Here is a 22,369-nt window from a genome sequence, read left to right on the forward strand (position 1 = left end):
CGCTCCTCGGGGATTTTTCTATGTGTTTTACTGTCGTTTCACTCAGGCCAGGATGGGCTTGAGGGCCTCGGCCAGGGCATCCTTCTGGGCCTGAGCCTCTTCCAGGTCCTTGCCCAGGGTGGTGAAGTAGGTCTTGATCTTGGGCTCGGTGCCGGAGGGACGAACCACCACAGTGGCGCCGCCTTCCAGAGCGTAGATCAGCACGTTGGACGCGGGCAGATCGATGGTCTCGGTCTTGCCGGTGGCCAGTTCGGTGCGGGTGCCGGTCTGGTAGTCGGACACGGTAACCACCTTGTAGCCTGCAAACTCCGTCGGGGGCTCCTGGCGCAGCTTCTGCATGATGCCGGCCATCTTGTCCATGCCGGACAGGCCCGGGAACTCGTAGCTGTCCACCTTGTTCAGGTAGCGGCCGTATTCCGCGTAGATGCGGTCCAGCTCTTCCTTGATGGAGGAGCCGATGCTGCGGTAGTAGGCGGCCATCTCGCAGATCAGCATGCTGCCGATGATGGCGTCCTTATCCCGCACGTAGCTGCCTGCCAGGTAGCCGTAGCTCTCCTCGAAGCCGAAGATAAAGCGCTCCACCTGCCCGGCGGCCTCCAGACGGGCGATCTGGTCGCCGATCCACTTGAAGCCGGTGAGCACGTTGCGGCACTCCACGCCGTAGTGGGCGGCAACCACGTCCGCCAGCGGGGTGGACACGATGCTCTTGACCATAACGGGGTCCTTGGGCATGGTGCCGTTTTCGATGCGGGCCTTGCAGATGTAGTCCAGCAGCAGCACGCCCACCTCGTTGCCGCTCAGCAGCTCATAGCTGCCGTCCTTGCAGCGCACGGCGATGCCCACGCGGTCGGCATCCGGGTCGGTGGCCAGCATCAAGTCCGCACCGGACTTCTCGGCCAGCTCCAGACCCAGACGCAGAGCCTCGAAGATCTCCGGGTTGGGATAGGGGCAGGTGGGGAAGTTGCCGTCCGGGTCCTTCTGCTCGGGCACGATGGTGATATCGGTGATGCCGATGTCGCCCAGAACACGGGTCACGGGAACCAGGCCGCTGCCGTTCAGCGGGCTGTAGACCAGCTTCAGACCGGCGGTCTTGCACAGGCCGGGCCGCACGCTGCGGCTCTCGATGGCCTGGTACAGGGCCTCGTAGCAATCCTCACCCACATACTCGATCAGACCGGCAGCCATGCCCTCCTCAAAGGACATGGTCTTGGCGCCGCTGAGCACATCGGTCTTCTGGATCTCGGCGTAGACCACATCGGCGGCCTCGTCGGTCATCTGGCAGCCGTCCGGGCCGTAGGCCTTGTAGCCGTTGTACTTGGCGGGGTTGTGGCTGGCGGTGACCATGATGCCCGCGTTGCAGTTGTAGTAACGGGTGGCAAAGCTGAGTGCGGGAACCGGCATCAGTGCCTTGTAGATGCGCACCTTCACGCCGTTGGCGGCCAGCACCTCGGCAGCAGCCTTGGCAAACACATCGCTCTTGATGCGGCTGTCGTAGCTGATGGCCACGGTCTGGGTGCCGCCCTGGGTCTTGACCCAGTTGGCCAGGCCCTGGGTTGCCTGACGCACCACATACACATTCATCCGGTTGGTGCCCGCGCCGATCACGCCGCGCAGACCGGCGGTACCGAACTTCAGCGACACGGCGAACCGGTCCTTGATGGCCTCGTCGTCATCCTTCACGCTTTCCAGCTCGGGCTTCAGATCCGGGTCGTCCAGATCAAACGCCAGCCAGCGCTCGTACTCATTTTTATACATTGCACACACCTGCTTTTTGTTTATTTCGACACTTTTTGTATAAAGTATCTATCATCTTTATTCTAATGGAGTCTGTTCGAAAAGTCAATCGAGCCGTTTGTTTTTGTGCAAGCAAACAAGTTAATCACTTTAAAATGCCGCATTCTTCACAGAAGCTGCGCCTTGTGCATTTCTCCCGCTGGAAGTATACTAAAAAGGAACTGAAATTTTTGAAAAAACGGAGCGGATGGCATGTTTGCAAAAGTGAACAGCTTTGGCGTGCGGGGCTTGGCAGGCTTCGCCGTCACGGCGGAAGCGGATATCAGCGGCGGATTGCCCCAGCTTTCCATTGTGGGTCTGCCTGACAGCGCGGTCAAGGAGGCGGCGGACCGGGTGCGCAGCGCGGTGAAGAACCTGGGCTTTTCCTGGCCCTCCAGCCGGATTACCGTGAACCTGGCCCCGGCAGACGTGCGCAAAACCGGCCCTCTTTACGACCTGCCGGTATTTCTGGCTCTGCTGTGTGCCGCCGGGCAGCTGCCCGCGCCCGGGGCGCACCAGGCCTTTATCGGGGAACTGTCGCTGGACGGCGCGCTGCGGCCGGTGCAGGGCATTCTGCCCATGGCGCTGGCGGCGGCGGAATACGGGGTGACCGAGCTGTTCGTGCCCACCGAAAATGCCGCCGAGGCGGCCACGGCCGAGGGCCTGACGGTTTACGGCGCCGACACCGCCCGTCAGGTGGCGGACCATCTGCGGGGCGAAGCGCAGCTGACCGCCGCGGTCTGCCCGCCCTTCTCGGGCCAGGGACACACCGACGGGCTGGACTTTTCCGATGTGCGCGGCCAGCTGATGGCCCGGCGCGCGCTGGAGATCGCCGCCGCGGGCGGTCACAACGTGCTGCTCATCGGCCCGCCGGGCACCGGCAAATCCATGCTGGCCCGCCGCCTGCCGGGCATCCTGCCTCCCCTCACCCGCCCCGAGGCGGTGGAGTGCACCAAGATCTATTCGGTGGCCGGGCTGCTGCCCGGAAACAGCGGCCTTTTGACCCAGCGACCCTTCCGCAGCCCGCACCACAGCGTGAGCGCCCCTGCCCTGGCGGGCGGCGGCGCACAGATCCGCCCCGGCGAGGTGAGCCTTGCCCACAATGGGGTGCTGTTTCTGGATGAGCTGCCGGAATTCCACCGGGATGCTCTGGAGGTGCTGCGCCAGCCCCTGGAGGACGGGGTGGTCACCGTGAGCCGGGCCTCCGGCAGCGCCACCTACCCCAGCCGCTTCATGCTGGTTGCCGCCATGAACCCTTGCAAGTGCGGGTATTTCGGCCATCCCACCCGGCCCTGTACCTGCCCGCCCAGCGCGGTGGAGCGGTACCGCCAGCGGATCTCCGGCCCGCTGCTGGACCGGATCGACCTGCACGTGGATGTAAGCCCCGTGGCCTACGACGAACTGAGCGCCGAGGAGCCGGGCGAATGCAGCGCCGCCATTCTGGAGCGTGTACTGGCTGCCCGTGCGGTGCAGCTGGCCCGGTTCGAGACCACCGGTGTGACCTGCAACGCCCATCTGCCCAGCCGGGCCCTGCGGCAGGTCTGCCGCCTGGACGACGCAGCCGCCGCCACCCTGCGGGCTGCCTTTGACCGGCTGGGGCTCTCCGCCCGGGCCCACGACCGCATTTTAAAGGTGAGCCGCACCATTGCCGATCTTTCCGGCAGCAAAACCATCGGAGCGGCTCATGTGGCCGAAGCGCTGCAGTACCGCAGCCTGGACCGGAAATACTGGTACGACAAATAAAGCCGCACCGCATCATTCGCGCCGAAAGGCTCAGGCAAAATAAGGAGAACCCATGAAAAACACTACCCTTTGCTACATTGAACAGAACGGCTGCTACCTGATGCTTCATCGGGTAAAAAAGCACCAGGACCCCAACGCCGGCAAATGGATCGGCGTGGGCGGCAAGTTTGAGGAAAACGAAAGCCCGGACGAATGCCTGGTGCGTGAGGTAAAGGAGGAGACCGGCCTGACCCTCACCCGCTGGCGCTGCCGGGGCATCGTGACCTTTGTATCCGACGAATGGCCCACCGAGTACATGCATCTGTTCACAGCGGACGGCTTTGAGGGCCAGCTCGCCGACTGCGACGAGGGCGAGCTGGCCTGGGTGAAAAAGGAGGATGTGCCCGCACTGCGGCTCTGGGAGGGCGACCGGGTCTTTCTGGAGCTGCTGACGAAGGAGGAGCCCTTCTTTCTGCTCAAGCTGATCTACCGGGGCGAAGCGCTTGCCGGGGCGGTTCTGAACGGCCGGACGCTAGCGCTGTGACCATTTTTTAATCAAAACAGGTTGTTGTGTAAGTTATCGAAAACTTTTCCGTATATCCTTTCATTTTTTATTGACTTTTAACACAAAACGTACCATAATGAAGGTAACAGGTCCCCTGCACATTATTTGGAAAGGTGGTTGCTTTCAGTTATGAGCGTTGAGAAAACTTATTTTGATAAAATCGCGGAGTATGGTCAGCTGGTCATCATTTCCGGTCCCAGCGGCGTAGGCAAGAGCACCGTCATCACCAACTACATTGCAGAGCATCCCAATGCCTGCAAATGTGTTTCCGTGACCACCCGGCCCCCCCGGCCGGATGAAGAGGACGGCGAGGACCACTACTTTGTGTCTCATCAGGAGTTCGAGCAGCTGATCCGTTCCCAGCAGCTGCTGGAATATGTCTACCGGGGCCAGAACGGCTATGGCACCCCCAAGAACGCAGTGGAAAAGCTGCGCCGGGCGGGTCGCAACGTGATTCTGGATGTGGATGTGGTGGGCGCCACCAAGATCCGCACCCTCTGCCCGGATGCTACCCTGATCTTCATCATGCCTCCCTCCTGGGAGGAGCTGGAGCGCCGCCTGCGCTCGGATGCCACCAAGACCGAGGAGAAGATCCGCTCTGAGCTGGAAACCGCACAGGAAGAGGTTCTGTGCGCCGGTCAGTATGATTACATTCTGATCAATGATACCGTAGAAAAGACCGTGCGCCGCCTGGGCCAGATCATCCACGGCAACCGTTACAGCCGCAACAGCATGCGCGCCTTCCTGGAAAGCTACATCGAGAGCGAGCTGGCACCCCAGTCCGATCTGGCGGACGAGATCCTCTCCATCGGCCGGGACTAAGCTTCTCTGTCATTTCCCGCAACACATAAGAAAGCCCCCGGAGGTTTCCGGGGGCTTTCTCTATGCCAACTGCCCGCTGTCGATTGCCCACTCTGCACAAAAAATCCGCCGGGAAGTGCCTGCATTCAGGCCTTCCCGGCGGATTTTGATTTTACTCGGTGATGTATTCCATATCCAGCGCTTCGCCGTTCAGGGTAACCGACTTCACCTGGGAAAGATCCAGGATCTCGTTGAACATGCTGTTCAGTGTCACGCCCTCATCGGAAACCGAGGTACCGGCGGCGGAGGTCTCCACCTGGGTGCCGTCCTGCAGCTGGATGGTGATTTCCGGCATGGGCATCTCGCTGCCCATATCCCACATATCGCCGCTGCCGCGCACGGTAAGCGCCACCGGGGAGATGGTCACGCTCTCCACGCTCCAGCCGCCCAGGTCCAGATTCAGCTTGCTCTGCAGCCGCTCCTTCACCTGCTCCATCCGGAAGGTGGTGGACCACTCGCCCTGAGTCAGGGACTCATAGGTGGTGCCGCTGTAGACCAGCTCCATGTCGCTCACATCCCGGTCCTCGGGCAAAAAGAGCACATATTCATTGGTGGCGGTATAATACAGCTCCTGACTCAGCTCGGTGCGGGGACCGATGTTCAGCTCCAGAACCGGCAGGTCCAGAATCTGACCCGAGGCGTCCTGCAAACGGAAGCCAATGCTGTTCACACCGCCCAGCACACTGTCGGTATTGTACTGAATGTGCAGCTGGTTGCCGATCTTGGCGGCGGCGGCCACACTGGCCCAGTCCACGCCATCGATCTTCAGGCTTTCCGCCCAGGGCTCCAGCACCGGCACCTGGCCGGAATCCTTCAGCTGATCGATCTCCTCCAGGCTGATTACTTCGTTTTCCATATCGCCCGAAGCCGCCATGCTGCCCATGACCTGGCCCTCCTCGGGGGCTGCGTATTCCGCAGCCGGACCGCTGGCCAGCAGCTCGCTCACCGTGTAGCCGGTGGGCTCATCGCTCACCTGCTGCTCACCGCTGAGCAGCGAGCGGGCGCTCACGGTGATCTTTTCCCCGGCATCGACGTCGCCGCCCATGCCCTCCAGCCGCAGGATAGCGGTCTCGGTGGTCTCGTCGTAGCTCACCACGTGAGCAAACGCCATGCCCATGTCCTCGCTGATCTTGCAGTCCATCAGACGCACGGTATCGCTCACGCGGCCCTGCCCGGTGGTATCCTGCAGGCTCAGGAACGCCACGGCCACGCCGCCGTCGTTCACCGCGCCCAGCACCTCCATGCGGATGCCCTGGTCCTCGCTCACCTCATTCACCGGCTGCAGAATGGCAATGGTGTCCTCCGAGAGGCCTTTCAGGCTTTCCCGCAGCTCCGGCGCAGCGGCCAGCGTACCGGCGCTGAGCACCATGACCGCGGCAAAGCTTGCTGCCACCGCCAGCACACGGCGCATCGGGCGGCGGCGCGGCGTTACGGTCAGGCTGGGCCTGCACTGGGCCAGGATAGCATTCTTTTGGGAAGCATCCAGTTGGATGCTTCCCAACTCGCGATCGATCGCGAGGCGGATGGTATCGTCGCAGCGTTTGTCGTCAAAGATCCTCATACGGCCCTCCCTCCAAACGTTTTTTCAGCAGCTCCCGCGCCCGGTGAAGCCGGATGCTCACAGTGGACTGAGGCGCGCCCAGAATGGCGGCGATCTCGCCCACCCGCAGCTGCTGATAATAGTGCAGAAGGATGACCTCGCGGTATTTCGGCTTCAGGGCCATGATCTCCTGGATCAGGCGGCCTTCTTCCGAACGGGGCTCCTGGCCCGCGGGCAGTTCAGGGTACTGGTCCACCAGATTGACCCGCCGCTTCCAGGCACTGCGCAGATAATCCTTGCACACATTCACGGTGATCTTCATCACCCAGGCCTTTTCCGCCGCCGCATCCGGGATGGCGGGCCAGGCCCGATAAATTTTTACAAAGGCGTCCTGCACAGCGTCCTGAGCCAGATGCACATCCCCCAGATACATGCAGCAAAGCCGCAGCATTCCGTTGCCGTATTCGTCCACCAGCCGCTCCATCTGCTGCTGGGTGCATGGGGTCTGCGAGGCCACAAAATCACGCTCCTTCTTGAGCGCCTCCATTCTACAAACGATACCTGCGCCCTGAAATATTTCAAATTTCAAAAAATTCTTGCGATTTTCTTAAGAAAATCGATACCTCTTGGTTACAACTTCGAAACATGCCATAATACACGGCAGCCCCAGCTCTGCACAAAGCAGAGCCGGGGCCTCGATGCCCGGTCTGTCCGGGTATTTATGTTGCTATTATACCAGCTTTTCGCCCTGTTAACAAGCGCAAGATTACACCAGTACCAGCTTGCCGTCCTGCACATCCAGCTTTGCGGTGCCGGTGAGGGTGCCCGCCACAAAGCGCTCGGCCAGGGGGTCCTCCACCTGCTTGCGGATCACCCGGCGCAGGTCGCGGGCGCCGAACTTCACGCCGCCGCACTCCTTCACCAGCTGCTCCAGCGCAGCGGGGGTGTACTCCAGCGCCAGGCCCTTGTCGGCCATGGGCTGGCGGTACTCGTCCAGCATCAGCCCGGCAATGCGGCACAGGCTCTGCTCGTTCAGCGGCTTGAAGGCCACGATCTCATCCACACGGCCCAGGAACTCCGGCCGCAGGAAATCGCCCAGCGCCTTCATCATCTTGTTCTCGCTGATCTGCTCTGCGCTCTTGTTGAAGCCGGTCTCGCCGGTCTTCTCGGTGCTGCCCGCGTTGCTGGTCATGCAGATGACCGTGTTCTCAAAGTTCACGGTGCGGCCCTGGCTGTCGGTAATGCGGCCCTCGTCCAGAATCTGCAGCAGGATGTTCAGCACATCCGGGTGGGCCTTCTCGATCTCGTCGAAGAGCACCACGCTGTAGGGACGGCGGCGCACCTGCTCGGTGAGCTGGCCCGCCTCGTCGTGGCCCACGTAGCCCGGAGGGGCGCCGATCAGACGGCTGACGGTGTGCTTCTCCATATACTCGCTCATGTCAAAGCGAATCAGCGGGTCCACCGAGTCGAACAGCTGGTTGGCCAGCTGCTTGACCAGCTCGGTCTTGCCCACGCCGGTGGGGCCAACAAACAGGAAACTCGCCGGGCGGCGGCGGCCGGACAGGTCTGCCCGGGCCCGCTTCATGGCGCGGGCCACCGCGCTCACCGCCTCATCCTGGCCGATGATGTGCTTTTTCAGCTCGGTCTCCAGGTTCACCAGCTTGGCGAACTCGCTCTCCTGCACCTTCACGGCGGGGATGCCGGTCCACAGCTCGATGACCTTGGCCACGTCCTCCATCTCCACCTGGATGCCCCCGGCCTTCAGCTCCAGGGCGGGCAGCTCCTCCCGCAGGCGGGCCAGATCGGTCTTGATCTGGGCCAGACGGGCATAGTATTCCTCGGCCTGGCCTTCGCCCTCGCCGGACTGCTCCGCCGCCAGCTCCTCGGCCTCCAGCTCGGCGATCTTTTTGTGGGTATCGGCCAGCTGGCTGATCTCCGGGTGGCGCAGGTTGCAGCAGGCGCAGGCCTCGTCCAGCAGGTCGATGGCCTTATCCGGCAGGAAACGGTCGGAGATGTAGCGCTCGCTCAGGTTGACCACCGCGGCCACAATGGCCTGGCTGACCTCCACGCCGTGGTGCTTCTCGTAGTATTTCTTGATGCCGCCGATCACCTCGATGGCCTGGGCCAGGCTGGGCTCGCCCACCTTGACCGGCTGGAAGCGGCGCTCCAGCGCCTGGTCCTTCTCGATGTATTTGCGGTACTCGGCAAAGGTGGTGGCGCCGATCACCTGGATCTCGCCGCGGCTGAGGGCGGGCTTCAGAATGTTGCCCGCATTCATGGCGCCCTCGCTGTCGCCCGCGCCGGTGATGCTGTGGATCTCGTCGATGAACAGGATCACATTTCCGGCGCTCTTCACCTCGCTGATGAGGCCCTTCACCCGCTGTTCGAACTGGCCGCGGAACTGGGTACCGGCCACCAGACCGGTCAGATCCAGCAGATACAGCTGCTTGCCCTTCAGGCAGGAGGGCACCTGGTCCCGGGCGATGCGCTGGGCGATGCCCTCGGCGATGGCGGTCTTGCCAACGCCCGCCTCACCGATCAGGCAGGGGTTGTTCTTCTGGCGGCGGGCCAGAATCTGGATGGTGCGGTAGATCTCCTGCTCGCGGCCGATGATCTCGTCCAGCTTACCGGCCTTGGCCTTAGCGGTCAGGTTCTCGCAGTATTTGTCCAGGAACTTGTAGCGGGACTTTTTGCCCTTTTCGTTTTTCTCGCCGTCCTTTTCCTTCTTGTCCTTCGCGCCGAAGCCGAAGGGGAAGGTGGCGCTGCCGCCGGGGGTGAAGCCGTCGTCGTCGCCCTCATTGCTCTCATCGGCATCCGGGTCCTCCTGGCCGCCCATGGGGCCGAAGGGGAACATGCCGTTCTCGCCCGCTTCCTCCATGAAGCTGCTCATGCGCTCCTCCATGTTCTCCAGATCCTGGTCGGAGACGCCGAACTGCTTCATCAAATCGTCCACAGGCTTGATGCCCAGCTCCCGGGCACAAGTGAGGCAATAGCCCTCCTGCTTGGGCTGGCCAGCCTCCATGCGCTGCACGAACACAATGGCCGTGCGCTTTTTACAACGTACACAAAGCATATCTCATTTCCCTTTCTTTCGGGTGCCGGGGCCAAAGGCCCGGCTTAATAAAACGGATTGAACTGCCCAAACAGCGAAAAGCCGATGCTCTCGCCCAGCACCTGCTGGTTGAGCCAGGGGATGGACCCGCCGGTGACCACGATGATCGCCCACACGGCGCACAGGATCAGATACAGATCCACCACGCCGGCCAGCAGGCCCATTGCAAAGCCCAGCAGCTTGTTCACACTGCCCAGAATGGGAATGCGGTTGAAGTTGGTGAGCACCGCCACCACAAAGCCCACGATCACCTTGCACAGCGCGAAGGCCACAAAGAACACCACAATGGCAATGATGGGGGTGAGCAGCGGAGCAATGACCTGATTCACCACCTGCTCGGCCAGCTCGGGGGCGCTGCCGGTGAGCACGCCGCCCGCAGACTGGGTAATACTCTGCTGAATTTCATCCGGCAGAAAACCGGCGTACTTTTCCACCAGCTGGTCCAGCTGCAGCTGACCGCCATCGGCCAGGGTCTTTTCGATGCTGGTGGTGAAGTTGTTTTCAAAGAAGTTGGTGAACAGCACCGGGGCGATGTTCTGGCTGAAGATGCTCGCGCCCAGCAGGCTGGCAAGGTTGCCCGCGAACTGCACCAGCGCGGCCGCGAAGCCCTTGCCCGCGTAGCGCATGGCAACCAGCAGCAGGATCGCCAGCAGAATCAGGTCAAAGCCATTGGCAATGGTCATGGGTCATTTCCTCGTTTTCTTTTGGATTTTGCTTAAGGGGTCATTCCTCGGCCGGTTGGGTCACCAGCGCCGCCTGACCGCCGCTGAACACCAGCAGATTCTTGGCGTTCAGCACCGCCTGGGGCTGGCTTTCGGTGGTCATCTCCCAAAGGTATTCCCCCTTCAGGTCGTAAGCGGCAACACCGCTGCCCCGTAATACATACGCGCCGGAACGGGTGCACACCACCTTGGATGCGGGTGCAGGCACCGAAGCGGTGCCCAGCTCCTGACAATTGGTGTCCAGCAGGATCAGCCGCACCGGAGCGTCGGCCATTTCCGATCCGATCAGGATGCCCACCGCCCGCTGGCTCACCGAAACGCTGAGCAGCGTACCGCTGGGGTAGCTGTAGGTGGCCAGCTGCTCACCGGTGGTGGTATCAAATACCGCAATGCGGCCCTGGAATACCACCAGCAGCTTGCTGGCGCTGAGCCAGTGCATCTGCAGCACCGGGCTGGTGCCCGCGTCGATGGTCAGGCCGATGGTGCTGGAGTTCAAATCCAGCAGATGGATCTTCACCGCCAGCTGGCCGTTTGCGGCACTCAGGCAGGCCGCGGCAAACCGCTTTCCGTTCTGGGAAAAGGCGATCTGCCCGGGCACGCCCTCGGCATCGCTGGGGTACCACTGGTAGATGGGCTGGAAGGTGGAGTCGTAGACCGTGACCTCCGCCAGATAGCGGCTGGAATCGGTGACCACCGCCACCGTTCCGCCCGAGGCCATCTCCGCCAGCAGGATAGGCTGAGTATAGGTGTTAGTGTACAGTGTGCGGGTTCGGCTTTCCACCCGCAGCTCATACCCGGCCCGGTTATACAGCACAAAGCGGGTCTTGCCGCTGCTGATGCTGGGGCGGGCGTAGTTGTGGGCGATGCTGCGCAGCTGCGCGCCCCGGGCGGAAAAGACCACCAGGTCCTTGCTGCCCAGCTCCACAAAGCCGCCGCCCAGGCTCTCCACCTGGAGCGGTTCGGCGATGCCGGTCTTTGCCGGCCAGCCGCCGCCGGGCTGCAGCCCGATGCGGGCGGATTCCACCACATCGCTCAGTAGCGCCAGGCCCCGGCCGAAAATACCGCTGGCATAAAGAGCCAGCGCCAGCAGCACCACCAGTGCCAGCGCCGCGGTGCGCAGCCTGCGCATCCGGCGGCGATGCCGCAGCGCGCTCAGGCGGGTGAGCTTTGCCCCGCCGGGCGTTTGATTGGTTTCCATATCCCCGCCCCCTTTCTCATGGATTCTTCGTTACAAAATGCGCCCCGGTTCACCCTGGGGCTTGCCCGCCTGCCACGCGGGCAGCTCGGGATAATCCACCCAAGCCAGGAACAGGCCCTGGGCCGGGAGGGTGGGGCCCGCCTGACTGCGGTCCCGGCTTTCCAGAATGGCGGGGACCCGTTCCGGGTCCAGCTTGTGCTGGCCCGCCAGAACCAGCGTGCCCGCCAGAATCCGCACCATGTTGTAGAGATAGCCGTCCGCCGTGACGGTCACGGTGACCAGATCCCCGGTGCGCTGCACCCGGCACCGGCTGATGGTGCGCACGGTGCTGCCCCGCAAAGCCACCTCGCAGCCGGCCGAGCACAGGCTCATGAAGTCGTGGCTGCCCACAAACCGGTCCGCCGCCGCCTGCATGGCAGCCTCGTCCAGTCTGCCCGGCAGCCGGTGGTGCCAGCCCGCCCCGAAGGGGCTGTCGATGGGGCTGTTCCAGATGCGGTAGCAATAGGTCTTTTCGTGGGCGGCGTAGCGGGCGTGGAACTCCTCCTCCACCTCCATGGCCCGGTTCACCCGGATGGCCGCCGGAAGCTTCTGATTCAAGGCCAGCGGCAGCTTTTCCATGGGGATGCGGCAGTCCGCCCAGAAGTTCACCGCGTAGTGCAGGGCATGGACCCCCGCGTCGGTGCGAGAGCAGCCCTTCACCGGCGGGCGGGTGCCCAGCAGGGCCTCCAGCCCGTCCTGCAGCGCCTGACAGACCGACAGGCCGTTGTTCTGCACCTGAAAGCCGCAGAAGCCGCTGCCGTCGTAGCTGATATCCAGCAGGATGTTCATGGCCTTACAGCACCCCCGGCATCACAAAGCGGGTGGCCCAGACCAGACCGAAGGTGACGGCGCAGAAGGTCACGGTGCCCCAGTCGTGGGGCTGGAACTTGAGTACCTTCAGGCGGGTGCGGCCCTCGCCGCCCCGGTAGCACCGGCACTCCATGGCCATGGCCAGTTCGTCTGCCCGGCGGAAGGCCGAGATGAACAGCGGGATCAGAATGGGCACCATGGCCTTGATCCGGTCCTTGGCGCTGCCGCTGTCCAGCATGGCGCCGCGAGCCTTCTGGGCGTTCATGATCTTGTCGGTCTCCTCGATCAGGGTGGGAATGAACCGCAGGGCGATGGTCATCATCATGGCCAGCTCGTGCACCGGCAGGCCCAGCTTGGCAAAGGGCGACAGCAGCCGCTCGATGGCGTCGGTGAGCACGATGGGGCTGGTGGTGTAGGTGAGCAGACCGGTGCCCGCGATCAGAGCCACGATACGCACCGCCATGAAGATGGCGTAGGCGATGCCCTCCTTATACACCTTGATGACCCAGAAGTGGATCAGCGGCTCACCCTGGCCGCCCATAAAGAACAGGTTCAGAATGGCCGTGAAGGCGATGATGGGAATGATGGGCTTCAGGCTCTTGAGGATGATGCGCAGCGGGATCTTGGCCAGCATGTAAAGGCCCGCCAGCAGCACCAGGCTCAGCGCCAGACCCAGGAAATTGTTGATGGTAAACAGCAGCACAATGTAGGCGATGACCAGCAGGATCTTCAGCCGCGGGTCGGTGCGGTGCACGATGGAATCGCCCGGGAAGTGCTGCCCGATGGTGATGTCCTTCAGCATGTGCTCCCCTCCCCTTTGGCTTCCTCGCGGGCCTTTGCCTCCAGAATGGTCTTGACCGCCCAGGGCACAGTGTACACGTCCTGGGGCAGATCCAGACCCATCTGGCGCAGCTTCAAAAAGATCTTGGTCACCTGGGGCACCGAGAGGCCCAGCTCCAGCAGCTCATCCGCCCGGGCGAACACCTTGTCCACCCGGTCGTACATGGCGATCTTCTTCTGGTCCATCACCAATACTTTATCGGCGTATTTGGCGATGTCCTCCATGGAGTGACTCACCAGCAGCACGGTGGTGCCGGTCTCCTTGTGATAGCGCTTGACCTGGCTGAGGATCATGTCCCGGCCCTCCGGGTCCAGGCCCGCGGCGGGCTCGTCCAGCACCAGCACCCGGGGCTCCATGGCCAGCACGCCCGCAATGGCCACCCGGCGCTTCTGACCGCCGGACAGCTCAAAGGGGCTGCGCTCCAGATATTCCTCCGGCAGGCCGGTGAAGGCCGCCGCACGGCGCACCCGCCGGTCGATCTCTTCCTCGCTCAGGCCCATGTTTTTGGGGCCGAAGGCGATGTCTTTGTAAATAGTCTCCTCAAACAGCTGGTACTCCGGGTACTGGAACACCAGGCCCACCGCAAAGCGAACCTTGCGGATGTCCTGGCCCTTGGCCCAGATGTCCTTGCCGTCCAGCAGCACCTGGCCGCTGGTGGGCTTCAGAATGCCGTTGAAGTGGGTAATGAGGGTGGATTTGCCGCTGCCGGTGGACCCGATGATGCCCACGAAGTCGCCCTCCTCCACCGCGAAGCTCACGTCCTCCAGGGCGGTGGTGGCGTCCGGCATGCCGGCGTTGTATATATGAGTCAGATGGCGCGTTTCAATGATAGCTGCCATGATTTCACATCCTTACTGCAAAGGGGGGTCAGCCCCGGAAATGTGCCTCTTTTTTGCCGCGCACCCTGCCCAACAAAAGGCATACAGTGCCGTCGCTATAAGATGGCGCTTTCATTTTTTAATATTCGCCGTTATTTCAGCAGCTCGTAGAGGGCGGCGGCGCACTCGTCCTCGGTGATGATGCCCTCGGGCAGGTCCAGGCCCGCCTTCACCAGCTCATCCCGCAGCTCGGCGGCCTGGGGTACGTCCAGCCGTAGGGAGCGAACCTTCTCGGTCTGGCTGAATACCTCCTTCGGGGTACCCTCCATGACCACATGGCCCTCGCTCATCACCAGCACCCGGTCCGCCTGTGCGGCCTCCTCCATATAGTGGGTGATGCTCACCACGGTGATGCCGAAATCCTTGTTCAGATGGTGGATGGTCTCCATCACCTTTTCCCGGCCCCGGGGGTCCAGCATGGCGGTGGCCTCGTCCAGCACCAGGCAGTCCGGCCGCATGGCGATCACGCCCGCGATGGCCACACGCTGCTTCTGGCCGCCGCTCAGCTTGTGGGGGGCCTTTTCCCGGTGCTTGTAAATGCCGGACATCTGCATGGCCTCGTCGATGCGGGCGCGGATCTCAGCCGGGGGAACGCCCAGGTTCTCCAGCGCGAAGGCCACGTCCTCCTCCACCACGGTGGCGACGATCTGGTTGTCCGGGTTCTGGAACACCATGCCCACAGTCTGGCGGATGTCGTACAGCTGGCTTTCATCCCGGGTATCCATGCCCTCCACCGTCACGGTGCCGCTCTCCGGCAGCAGGATGGCGTTAAAGTGCTTGGCCAGGGTGGATTTGCCGCAGCCGTTGGCGCCCAACACCGCCACGAACTCGCCCTTGCGGATGGTCATGGACGCGCCGTCCACCGCGTAGGGGTTTTCCGGGGTATAGCGAAAGCGCACGTCTTTGGCGGCGATCATCTCGTTCATTTCGATTTTTCTCTCCCCTCTTGTTCCGGGTCCTGTGCTCAGGCCTCCTGCCAGATGGCGGTGGCGCCGCAGGGCACCACGCCGCGGGTGCTGCTCACCGGCAGGCCGATCTCGTCACAGCTGGTCACGCCGCCGTACTTGCCGCACAGGGTGGTTTTCAGGATGTACTCCATCACCGCGGGCGACAGGCCGGTGGTGTAGCTGTTTACCGCCACAAACAGGGGCTGCTCGCTGAGCACACCCGCGCACAGGGCGATCAGGTCGTAGATGTTGTCTTCCAGCTTCCACACCTCGCCGCCGGGGCCCCGGCCGTAGCTGGGCGGGTCCATGATGATGGCGTCGTAGGTGTTGCCCCGGCGAATCTCCCGGGCCACGAACTTGGCGCAGTCGTCCACGATCCAGCGGATGGGCTTATCGGCCAGGCTGCTGGCCTGTGCGTTCTCACGGGCCCAGGCCACGATGCCCTTGGAGGCATCCACATGGCAGACGCTGGCGCCCGCCGCGGCGCAGGCCAGGGTGGCGCCGCCGGTATAACCGAACAGGTTCAGCACTTTGATGGGCCGGCCCGCGGCCTTGATCTTCTCCTCATACCAGGCCCAGTTCACGGCCTGCTCGGGGAACACGCCGGTGTGCTTGAAGCCGGTGGGGCTGACCACCAGGGTCAGCGGGCCGCAGCCGATCTTCCACTTTTCCGGCAGACGGCGGCGGTACTCCCACTGGCCGCCGCCCCGCTCGGACCGGTGATACACCGCGTCTGCCTTGGCCCACAGGGGGCTGGTCTCGGGGCTTTTCCACACCACCTGGGGGTCCGGGCGCACCAGCAGGGTGCTGCCCCAGCGCTCCAGACGGTTGCCGCAGGTTGCGTCGATGAGTTCATAATCTTGCCAGCTGGTGGCAGGGCGCATACGCAATTCTCCTTTTTCATTCCGGGGAAACCGGCCGCTTGTGTTTTTGGGCGATTTCCGTATCAGTATAACGTGTATTTATGAAATTTTCTTGGCGGGGTCAGTCGAACATGCTCTGCTGGCCCGGAGCGTCCAGCTCCTTGGGCAGCTCCAGCCCCAGGTGGACCCAGGCCTGCCGGGTGGCGCAGCGGCCGCGAGGGGTGCGGGTGAGGAAGCCCATCTGCATCAGATAGGGCTCGCACACATCCTCCAGCGTCACGGCCTCCTCGCCCAGCGCGGCGGCCAGGGTATCCAGGCCCACCGGCCCGCCGCCGTACAGCTCGATGATGGCCCGCAGCATGCTCCGGTCCATCTCGTCCAGGCCCAGCTGGTCGATGTCCATCCGCTTGAGGGCCAGCTTGGCGGTGGCCTCGTCGATCACGCCGTCCGCCAGAACAGCGGCGAAGTCCCGCACCCGCTTTAACAGCCGGTTGGCCACACGGGGGGTGCCCCGGCTGCACTTTGCCAGCTCATAGGCCCCCTCCGGGGTGCAGGGCTGGCCCAGAATGCCCGCCGAGCGCTGGATGATGCCGCTCAGCTCGTCCGGGCTGTACAGCTCCAGCTTGAGCAGCACGCCGAACCGGTCCCGCAGAGGGCCGGTGATCTGGCCCGCACGGGTGGTGGCGCCGATCAGGGTGAATCGGGGCAGATTGATGCGGATGCTCTGGGCGCTGGGGCCCTTGCCGATCATAATGTCCAGCGCGTAGTCCTCCAGCGCGGGGTACAGAACCTCCTCCACCTGGCGGGACAGGCGGTGAATCTCGTCGATGAAGAGCACGTCGCCCTCCTGCAGGTTGGTGAGCAGGGCCGCCAGGTCGCCGGGCTTTTCGATGGCCGGGCCGCTGGTGATGCGGATCTGTACCCCCATCTCCTGGGCTACGATGCCCGCCAGCGTGGTCTTGCCCAGACCCGGAGGGCCGTAGAGCAGGATGTGGTCCATGGGCTCACCCCGGCGCTTGGCCGCTTCCAGATAGATGCGCAGGTTTTCCTTTACCTTTTCCTGGCCCACATACTCGTCCAGGGTTTTAGGCCGCAGGCTGATCTCTTCGCTCTCGCCCTGGTTCATCTCCGGGCTGACCAGCCGTGTGCCGAATTCGTATTCTTCCACGGGTTACCTTCCTTTCGCCATGCCGCGCAGCGCAAGCTTGATGAGTTCCTCCACCGGCAGGGAGGGGTCGGCCTTGGCCACCGCCTGGGCCGCCTCGCTGGGGCTGTAGCCCAGACTGGTGAGGGCCGCAATGGCCTGACTCAGATTGCCCGCCGGGGCTGCGCCGCCGCTCACATCGCCCAGGGTGATGCCCTCGGCCAGGCCCTTGCCCACCTTGTCCTTCAATTCCAGGGCAATGCGCTGGGCCAGCTTGGGGCCCACGCCGTTGGCGGCGGTGAAGGCCTTGTGGTCCCCGGCCGAGATGGCCAGGGTGATCCGCTCGGGGGTCATCACGTTCAGAATCGCCAGACCCACCTTGGGGCCCACGCCGGACACGGCGGTGAGCATCTTGAAGCAGGCCTGCTGCTCCTCGGTGGCAAAGCCGAAGAGGGTCACATCGTTTTCCGTGATATTCATATAGGTATAAAGGGTGGCCTCATGGCCGATGGCCGGCAGCGCCGACGACACCGACGCGGGCACCTGCACAAGATAGCCCACTCCCGCGCAGGAAAGGACCACCATGTCCAGGGTCTTTTTCAAAAGTTTTCCGGTCAGACAATAGATCATCGGGAACCTCCTGTTGCATTCAGCTTCGGTCAGCGCAGCGGCGTGCCCATCAGGCGGCTGCGGCTGCAATGGCAATGGGCGATGGCCATGCCCAGTGCGTCGGCGGTATCATCGGGCTTGGGCACCTTTTCCAGCTTGAGCATCATGCGGGTCATCTCCTGCACCTGCTTTTTCACCGCCTTGCCGTAGCCGGTCACCGCCTGCTTCACCTGCATGGGGGTATATTCAAAGATGGGGATGCCGCACTTGGCCGCCGCCAGCAGGATCACACCTCTGGCCTCGGCCACGCCGATCACCGTGGTCTGGTTGTGCTGATAAAACAGCTGCTCGATGCTCAGCGCCTCGGGCTTGTAGGTTGTCATCACATCCAACACGCCCTCATACACCTTGTCCAGCCGCTGTTCAAAGGGCACGCCCGCCTCGGTCGTGACCGCGCCGAACGCCACCGGCGTGAACCGGTTGCCCACATATTCCACCACGCCCCAGCCCACGATTGCATAGCCGGGGTCGATGCCCAATACTCGCATAGATACACCTCTCCATATTAACCGATATAGTATACTATATTTTTTATAAAATAGCAAATACCGCCCACCGGCAGCGGGCGGACTTCGGGCAGACAAAAAGAGCAGGACCCCGCTTGGGCCCTGCTCTTTTCTCAAAAGCCGGTGAAACCGACCGATTTTTCTTTTTTATTTCATACTATTTTTATAGTCTTGGTGTATCATAGCCGCTTGATGCTTCGTTGTATGAGAAGAAGTCTTTCCTGGATTCGAGCTCCTGTTTTCTTTTAAACTGCGCAAAAACAAAAAACAGGACGCTCTATTGAGCGCCCTGTGTGGTGGACGGTAAGGAACTCGAATCCCTATTGAATGGCTCAACAAAGCCATTTATTTAGTTTTCTGTGTATTTGCTGTGCATTTCACATCACAAATCTGCACTGTTCAAAGCCGTTGCGGCCTCCATCAATTTCTTTTGCCGCAGCTCTGCGTAGATATCCATTGTGGTGCTGATCTGAGCATGGCCCAGCAGCCCCTGGGCAGTTTTTTCCGGGATTCCCGCCTCAAAACACAGGGTAGCGAATGCGTGGCGCAGCTGGTGGGGCGTAATGTCCAGCCCTTCCCGGCGGCAGCGTTCCAGCAGACAGTAATAGGCCCGTTTGCTCATGGGCTTATCCCCGCCGAACACATACGCCCCGGCGGGGCCTCTGTGCGGCTCCAGAATGGCTTGCAGCTTCTTCAGGTAAATTACATCCCGCTGGCCCGCTTCAGTCTTCGGGGCCTTGATCTGGCCCTGATTCTTGCCCGCATAGTACAGGGAGCGGCTCACATGAATCATTTCCCGCTCCGGGTCAATGTCGCCCCACCGGATGGCCAGAGCCTCGCCCAGGCGAAGGCCGGTATACATGAGGAAGTTGAGAAACAGGCCGTCCGGTGTGTCTGCCATGGCCTTGATCCGCTCGATCTGGCCGGTTTGAGGCATCTTCCGCCGGGCCTGTGGCAGCTTGTCCGGCAGCTTCACCAGCGCCGCCGGGTTCTGCATCACGTTGTGGTTCTCGCATGCCCAGGCGCAGATCTCCCGCAGCACCACAAAATGCTGGTTCACCGTCCGGCGGGCATATCCCCGGCGGGCCAGCCGCTCCAGATAGCCCTTGACGGCCACCGGCGTGATCTCCTTCACCGGCTGCCCTTCAAACTGCTCCACAGCCCGCTGCATGGCAAGCCGGTAGTTCGGGGCCGTGTTGGGAGAAAGTCGGGGTTCCTTGTATGCCCACCACTCGGCGGCCACCTCGTCAAAAATAGCCCCGGCCTCTTCCCTCTCCTTGTAGGCGGCAATCTTCTGCATAACCTCCCGCTCGCTGTGCGCCCGGAATGCCACCCGCTTGCCGTTTAACACCAAAATCTTTTCAAAGAGGCCGTCCGGCCGCTTATACATCTTCTTAGCCATGCTGGCCTCCTTCCCGCTTTATCCAATTTCCTGCATCAGCTGCACCAGCCATTCCGGCCGGCGGCGGCCAATGGGCAGGATCTCACCGTTCCGGTATTCTGCCACCAGCACAAAGCCGTTGTCATTGTCGAAGAAGCGGGCCTCGTCGCAGTAGGGCAGCACCTTCGCCACATCGGCAAAACGGCGGGCAAAACGGCTTTCCACATCCTTCCGAGGAATATCATGCCCGCCCTTGCGAACGCGGTTCTCGATGCGCTGGAGGCTCTCCTGCACGGTGTCCAGCCCGATGTAATACAGGCGGATGTAATATCCGGCCTCTTTGGCCCGGCGGGCCAGCTTGCGGGTGTAGCCGCCGGAAAGGGTGGTTTCCTGGGTAAAGCTGACTCCATCGGCCAGAGCCTTCTCCAGCTTATCCACGGCCAGCTTGCCGCCCTCGTATTCATCCCCGCCCAGTTCGGCGGTGAGCTTGTCCGGGTCTACGATAATGCCCAGATCGGTGCGCTCGGCCTTCAAAGAGCCGGTAAGGCTGGATTTTCCGCAGCCGTTCACGCCGCCGATTATGGTGAAGATCTTCATAGCTTTTTCCTTTCCCGCCTCCGGCAGCCGCCGGGGGCTTTTTGTATGCACATTTCCAGCAAGCACGACATTTGGACGACCAAACGTCATTTTCTTAGGGGATTCCCCTAACACCCTCCAGCCGCTTATTCTCCCTTCCGGTTTTGTACTTCCAAGGTCTGTTTTTCGTCTTCCGGACCACTTCCTGCGCCTTCTTTTGATGCAGCGTGATCGATAGCACGATCGATAAACTCCATTATGGCCCTAATCTGTTCTTCCGGCAATCGTACAATCTTTTCCGCTATCTCTTCAGGATCTAGATTTACTTTTTTGTAAGATTCTGAACACGTTTCAATAATTTCGTCTTGTTTTTTAATTGGAATTCCCCAAGCATCTGCTATTTTTTTAACTTTTTCGGCAGTGGGCTGTTCTGGGTAAAAATCAGGCGCATTTTCATCTCTTGGAGTCAATTTGTTCGATTCAATATAAGCCGAAAATGCCCCCGAAACATATGCCCAGAACAGTGATTCGTTTTGTGCTTCTAGCGCCAAACGCCCCACATTTTCTAGTGCGTTCTCTTCCAGCTCATACTCTTGTTCTATTTTTCTGCGGCTTTCGTTTGTTGAATATTTTGCTCCAGGAATAAGGTCAGACAACTTGCAATTAAGTGCTTTTGCTATTTTTTCCAAAGTCTGAACTTTGGGAACAATTCGCCCTGATTCATACTTCCGAATCGCTGAATCTGCCATACCACACAGATCCGCTAATTGCTTTTGCGTCATCCGGATACTATTTCTCTGTTTTTTGATAAGTTCGCCCGTTGTCATCGCTCCACCTCCTCATATTTCAGAATATCAGTAAATCCCATAAAAGTCCAGACCAAATTTTATCTATGAACAAACAAACGCGCACCTTGACAGACCATTTTTTATCTGCTATAATACCCCTACACAGACCACTATTGGTCTAAAAGGAGGTGTGGTTACGATTTGAAGATTTGTAAATCCAAGTTGGAAATTGCTTTAGCGAGGAAATGCTGGAATCAACGCCGTTTACGAGAGGCAGGAGCAGTCTCTTCCCAAACGTTATCAAATATCAATGCCGGGAAGGATGTTCTACCCGGAACGGTTGGGAAAATCGCCCGCGCCCTTGGCGTGGAGGTTACCGAAATTCTGGAGGAGGCAAACTCATGAGTGAAACCGGTCTTGTGCTTATCAAGCCCATTGGCTCACACATGGAGCCGTACACCACAGCGGATGCAATCGCAAAGTATGCAGAAGTACACTCTCAGACAGTCGAACACTTGATTAGAAAGCACAAAAACGATCTGGAGGAATTCGGCACATTGGGATTTGAAATCCGAGCGTGCCCCCATCGCACCGGCTCTAGCGCGCGCAAAATTTACCACCTGAATGAGCAGCAGGCCACGCTGCTTATTACTTACCTAAAGAACACCGCTCCGGTGCGGAAGTTCAAGAAGGCACTCGTTCGCGGCTTCTTTGAAGCCCGGCAGGAACTGGCCCGGCGGGAGATTCAGCAGGCGATAAAAACGCCGATTCGCCGTAAACTTACGGACGCGATCCGGGACAGTGGCGAGGACGAGCGCATGAAGGGCCACGCATATACCGCTTATACGAATCTGATTTACAAAGCAGCCACTGGAATGAATGCCACGCAGATACGAAAAGCCGCCGGGGCTGGCCGTCTGGTGGATGCTGTGCCGCTGATTGGCTCTGAAGCATTGGCCGAAGTCGCAAAACGAGAGGCGCAGGTGGCAACTCTGCTCGATTGCGGCATGAAATACGATGACATCAAGGCGGTTTTGATGCAGAAAGCAGGCTAACCGGTATCCATTCCAGAGAATCAACGAGGTAAAACAATGAACAGCAGATCCGAACAGGAAACCCTTATCAACTTCAACGAAGCTGAACCGAAGGCGATTATCTACACCCAGAACGGAGCCTTAAAGCGCAAACTGGCGAAGCTGGCAGATGAACGCCCGGGGGATGTTCACCTGAACCGCCGCTTTCCCGATGGGGCCGAAGAATACACCATTCCCAAAAAGTGGGTGAAGGTGAATGCCAGCCGAATCTTGACCGAGGAACAGCGTGTGCGCATGACCGAGCGTGGAAAGGAACTCAGAAAGGCCCAACTTGGTCAAATTGTCGGGTGAAGAATTCTAGCAGAAAGAATTCAAACAATCTGGTAATATCCTTTCACTC

23 protein-coding genes are annotated in these 22,369 nt (G+C 61.0%); 6 read left to right on the top strand and 17 right to left on the bottom strand.

The window, feature by feature from the left end; genetic code table 11:
- Positions 1 to 42: 42 nt before the first annotated feature.
- A complete protein-coding gene (locus B5F28_RS10295; protein ID WP_087295810.1) occupies positions 43 to 1,755 on the bottom strand; it encodes a phospho-sugar mutase in 1,713 nt (570 codons plus the stop codon).
- Between the two features lie 231 nt (positions 1,756 to 1,986).
- On the opposite strand from B5F28_RS10295, the gene B5F28_RS10300 reads away from it, so the two are divergent.
- The 3 genes from B5F28_RS10300 (at position 1,987) to gmk (ending at position 4,882) form a co-directional block, all read left to right on the top strand.
- Complete coding sequence (locus B5F28_RS10300) at positions 1,987 to 3,516, top strand: YifB family Mg chelatase-like AAA ATPase (RefSeq protein WP_087295811.1); 1,530 nt, start codon at positions 1,987 to 1,989, stop codon at positions 3,514 to 3,516.
- A 52-nt stretch (positions 3,517 to 3,568) separates the two neighbouring features.
- Positions 3,569 to 4,039: an NUDIX hydrolase gene (locus tag B5F28_RS10305; protein WP_087295812.1), complete on the top strand. Its 471-nt coding sequence runs from the start codon at positions 3,569 to 3,571 to the stop codon at positions 4,037 to 4,039.
- A gap of 150 nt (positions 4,040 to 4,189) precedes the next feature.
- Positions 4,190 to 4,882: a guanylate kinase gene (gene gmk, locus B5F28_RS10310; protein WP_087295813.1), complete on the top strand. Its 693-nt coding sequence runs from the start codon at positions 4,190 to 4,192 to the stop codon at positions 4,880 to 4,882.
- Positions 4,883 to 5,033: 151 nt separating this feature from the next.
- Here the strand turns inward: gmk and B5F28_RS10315 are convergent, their stop codons facing one another.
- The 16 genes from B5F28_RS10315 to B5F28_RS10390 form a co-directional block, all read right to left on the bottom strand.
- On the bottom strand, positions 5,034 to 6,482 hold the full coding sequence (locus B5F28_RS10315; protein WP_087295814.1) for a DUF4179 domain-containing protein: 1,449 nt from the start codon (positions 6,480 to 6,482) through the stop codon (positions 5,034 to 5,036).
- Positions 6,469 to 6,978: a sigma-70 family RNA polymerase sigma factor gene (locus B5F28_RS10320; RefSeq protein WP_247643469.1), complete on the bottom strand. Its 510-nt coding sequence runs from the start codon at positions 6,976 to 6,978 to the stop codon at positions 6,469 to 6,471. Before B5F28_RS10320 ends, B5F28_RS10315 begins: the two co-directional genes overlap by 14 nt.
- Before the next feature lie 249 nt (positions 6,979 to 7,227).
- Positions 7,228 to 9,534: an ATP-dependent Clp protease ATP-binding subunit gene (locus B5F28_RS10325; RefSeq protein ID WP_087295815.1), complete on the bottom strand. Its 2,307-nt coding sequence runs from the start codon at positions 9,532 to 9,534 to the stop codon at positions 7,228 to 7,230.
- Positions 9,535 to 9,578: 44 nt separating this feature from the next.
- Positions 9,579 to 10,256 (bottom strand): CvpA family protein, encoded by a 678-nt coding sequence (locus B5F28_RS10330; protein WP_087295816.1) that lies wholly within the window; start codon positions 10,254 to 10,256, stop codon positions 9,579 to 9,581.
- 40 nt (positions 10,257 to 10,296) lie between these two features.
- Complete coding sequence (locus B5F28_RS10335) at positions 10,297 to 11,493, bottom strand: DUF5711 family protein (protein WP_087295817.1); 1,197 nt, start codon at positions 11,491 to 11,493, stop codon at positions 10,297 to 10,299.
- Positions 11,494 to 11,523: 30 nt separating this feature from the next.
- Positions 11,524 to 12,321 carry a tRNA pseudouridine(38-40) synthase TruA gene (gene truA / locus B5F28_RS10340; RefSeq protein ID WP_087295818.1) on the bottom strand — a complete coding sequence of 266 codons (798 nt, stop codon included), beginning with the start codon at positions 12,319 to 12,321 and terminating at the stop codon, positions 11,524 to 11,526.
- Positions 12,322 to 12,325: 4 nt separating this feature from the next.
- Positions 12,326 to 13,144, bottom strand: coding sequence for an energy-coupling factor transporter transmembrane component T family protein (locus tag B5F28_RS10345; RefSeq protein ID WP_087295819.1), 819 nt, complete (start codon positions 13,142 to 13,144; stop codon positions 12,326 to 12,328).
- Complete coding sequence (locus tag B5F28_RS10350) at positions 13,138 to 14,022, bottom strand: energy-coupling factor transporter ATPase (protein ID WP_087295820.1); 885 nt, start codon at positions 14,020 to 14,022, stop codon at positions 13,138 to 13,140. The genes B5F28_RS10345 and B5F28_RS10350 overlap by 7 nt, the downstream gene beginning before the upstream one ends.
- A gap of 131 nt (positions 14,023 to 14,153) precedes the next feature.
- Complete coding sequence (locus B5F28_RS10355) at positions 14,154 to 14,987, bottom strand: energy-coupling factor transporter ATPase (protein ID WP_087180459.1); 834 nt, start codon at positions 14,985 to 14,987, stop codon at positions 14,154 to 14,156.
- A gap of 38 nt (positions 14,988 to 15,025) precedes the next feature.
- Positions 15,026 to 15,892: a class I SAM-dependent methyltransferase gene (locus tag B5F28_RS10360; RefSeq protein ID WP_087295821.1), complete on the bottom strand. Its 867-nt coding sequence runs from the start codon at positions 15,890 to 15,892 to the stop codon at positions 15,026 to 15,028.
- A gap of 100 nt (positions 15,893 to 15,992) precedes the next feature.
- Entirely contained in the window at positions 15,993 to 16,997 is a 1,005-nt protein-coding gene (ruvB, locus tag B5F28_RS10365) for a Holliday junction branch migration DNA helicase RuvB (RefSeq protein ID WP_087180682.1), read from the bottom strand.
- 45 nt (positions 16,998 to 17,042) lie between these two features.
- The gene (ruvA, locus tag B5F28_RS10370; protein ID WP_087295822.1) at positions 17,043 to 17,645 is read right to left on the bottom strand and encodes a Holliday junction branch migration protein RuvA; all 603 of its coding nucleotides are present in this window, start codon (positions 17,643 to 17,645) and stop codon (positions 17,043 to 17,045) included.
- A 29-nt stretch (positions 17,646 to 17,674) separates the two neighbouring features.
- A complete protein-coding gene (gene ruvC / locus B5F28_RS10375; protein ID WP_058965903.1) occupies positions 17,675 to 18,172 on the bottom strand; it encodes a crossover junction endodeoxyribonuclease RuvC in 498 nt (165 codons plus the stop codon).
- Positions 18,173 to 18,572: 400 nt separating this feature from the next.
- On the bottom strand, positions 18,573 to 19,592 hold the full coding sequence (locus B5F28_RS10380; RefSeq protein WP_087295823.1) for a tyrosine-type recombinase/integrase: 1,020 nt from the start codon (positions 19,590 to 19,592) through the stop codon (positions 18,573 to 18,575).
- Positions 19,593 to 19,610: 18 nt separating this feature from the next.
- A complete protein-coding gene (locus tag B5F28_RS10385) occupies positions 19,611 to 20,168 on the bottom strand; it encodes an ATPase (protein WP_087295824.1) in 558 nt (185 codons plus the stop codon).
- Positions 20,169 to 20,293: 125 nt separating this feature from the next.
- Positions 20,294 to 20,974, bottom strand: coding sequence for a helix-turn-helix domain-containing protein (locus tag B5F28_RS10390; RefSeq protein WP_087295825.1), 681 nt, complete (start codon positions 20,972 to 20,974; stop codon positions 20,294 to 20,296).
- 162 nt (positions 20,975 to 21,136) lie between these two features.
- On the opposite strand from B5F28_RS10390, the gene B5F28_RS10395 reads away from it, so the two are divergent.
- From B5F28_RS10395 to B5F28_RS10405, 3 genes are read left to right on the top strand one after another with little or no spacing between them, the layout of a single operon-like run.
- Positions 21,137 to 21,340, top strand: coding sequence for a helix-turn-helix domain-containing protein (locus B5F28_RS10395; protein ID WP_087295826.1), 204 nt, complete (start codon positions 21,137 to 21,139; stop codon positions 21,338 to 21,340).
- On the top strand, positions 21,337 to 21,990 hold the full coding sequence (locus B5F28_RS10400) for a Rha family transcriptional regulator (RefSeq protein ID WP_087295827.1): 654 nt from the start codon (positions 21,337 to 21,339) through the stop codon (positions 21,988 to 21,990). The genes B5F28_RS10395 and B5F28_RS10400 overlap by 4 nt, the downstream gene beginning before the upstream one ends.
- Before the next feature lie 36 nt (positions 21,991 to 22,026).
- Entirely contained in the window at positions 22,027 to 22,320 is a 294-nt protein-coding gene (locus tag B5F28_RS10405; protein ID WP_087295828.1) for a hypothetical protein, read from the top strand.
- Positions 22,321 to 22,369 lie beyond the last annotated feature (49 nt).

This window comes from Gemmiger sp. An194, from assembly GCF_002160145.1.
Classification (GTDB): Bacteria; Bacillota; Clostridia; order Oscillospirales; family Ruminococcaceae; genus Allofournierella.

Excerpts from the sequence above, each read along its gene's own strand:
- ruvA (WP_087295822.1), bottom strand. The coding sequence starts at position 17,645 with ATGATCTATTGTCTGACCGGAAAACTTTTGAAAAAGACCCTGGACATG.
- ruvB (WP_087180682.1), bottom strand. The coding sequence starts at position 16,997 with ATGAACCAGGGCGAGAGCGAAGAGATCAGCCTGCGGCCTAAAACCCTG.
- B5F28_RS10400 (WP_087295827.1), top strand. The coding sequence starts at position 21,337 with ATGAGTGAAACCGGTCTTGTGCTTATCAAGCCCATTGGCTCACACATG.
- B5F28_RS10300 (WP_087295811.1), top strand. The coding sequence starts at position 1,987 with ATGTTTGCAAAAGTGAACAGCTTTGGCGTGCGGGGCTTGGCAGGCTTC.
- B5F28_RS10330 (WP_087295816.1), bottom strand. The coding sequence starts at position 10,256 with ATGACCATTGCCAATGGCTTTGACCTGATTCTGCTGGCGATCCTGCTG.
- B5F28_RS10405 (WP_087295828.1), top strand. The coding sequence starts at position 22,027 with ATGAACAGCAGATCCGAACAGGAAACCCTTATCAACTTCAACGAAGCT.
- B5F28_RS10315 (WP_087295814.1), bottom strand. The coding sequence starts at position 6,482 with ATGAGGATCTTTGACGACAAACGCTGCGACGATACCATCCGCCTCGCG.
- B5F28_RS10295 (WP_087295810.1), bottom strand. The coding sequence starts at position 1,755 with ATGTATAAAAATGAGTACGAGCGCTGGCTGGCGTTTGATCTGGACGAC.
- B5F28_RS10350 (WP_087295820.1), bottom strand. The coding sequence starts at position 14,022 with ATGGCAGCTATCATTGAAACGCGCCATCTGACTCATATATACAACGCC.
- B5F28_RS10360 (WP_087295821.1), bottom strand. The coding sequence starts at position 15,892 with ATGCGCCCTGCCACCAGCTGGCAAGATTATGAACTCATCGACGCAACC.
- B5F28_RS10380 (WP_087295823.1), bottom strand. The coding sequence starts at position 19,592 with ATGGCTAAGAAGATGTATAAGCGGCCGGACGGCCTCTTTGAAAAGATT.
- B5F28_RS10335 (WP_087295817.1), bottom strand. The coding sequence starts at position 11,493 with ATGGAAACCAATCAAACGCCCGGCGGGGCAAAGCTCACCCGCCTGAGC.
- ruvC (WP_058965903.1), bottom strand. The coding sequence starts at position 18,172 with ATGCGAGTATTGGGCATCGACCCCGGCTATGCAATCGTGGGCTGGGGC.
- B5F28_RS10345 (WP_087295819.1), bottom strand. The coding sequence starts at position 13,144 with ATGCTGAAGGACATCACCATCGGGCAGCACTTCCCGGGCGATTCCATC.
- B5F28_RS10390 (WP_087295825.1), bottom strand. The coding sequence starts at position 20,974 with ATGACAACGGGCGAACTTATCAAAAAACAGAGAAATAGTATCCGGATG.
- B5F28_RS10355 (WP_087180459.1), bottom strand. The coding sequence starts at position 14,987 with ATGAACGAGATGATCGCCGCCAAAGACGTGCGCTTTCGCTATACCCCG.
- truA (WP_087295818.1), bottom strand. The coding sequence starts at position 12,321 with ATGAACATCCTGCTGGATATCAGCTACGACGGCAGCGGCTTCTGCGGC.
- B5F28_RS10325 (WP_087295815.1), bottom strand. The coding sequence starts at position 9,534 with ATGCTTTGTGTACGTTGTAAAAAGCGCACGGCCATTGTGTTCGTGCAG.
- B5F28_RS10305 (WP_087295812.1), top strand. The coding sequence starts at position 3,569 with ATGAAAAACACTACCCTTTGCTACATTGAACAGAACGGCTGCTACCTG.
- B5F28_RS10385 (WP_087295824.1), bottom strand. The coding sequence starts at position 20,168 with ATGAAGATCTTCACCATAATCGGCGGCGTGAACGGCTGCGGAAAATCC.
- gmk (WP_087295813.1), top strand. The coding sequence starts at position 4,190 with ATGAGCGTTGAGAAAACTTATTTTGATAAAATCGCGGAGTATGGTCAG.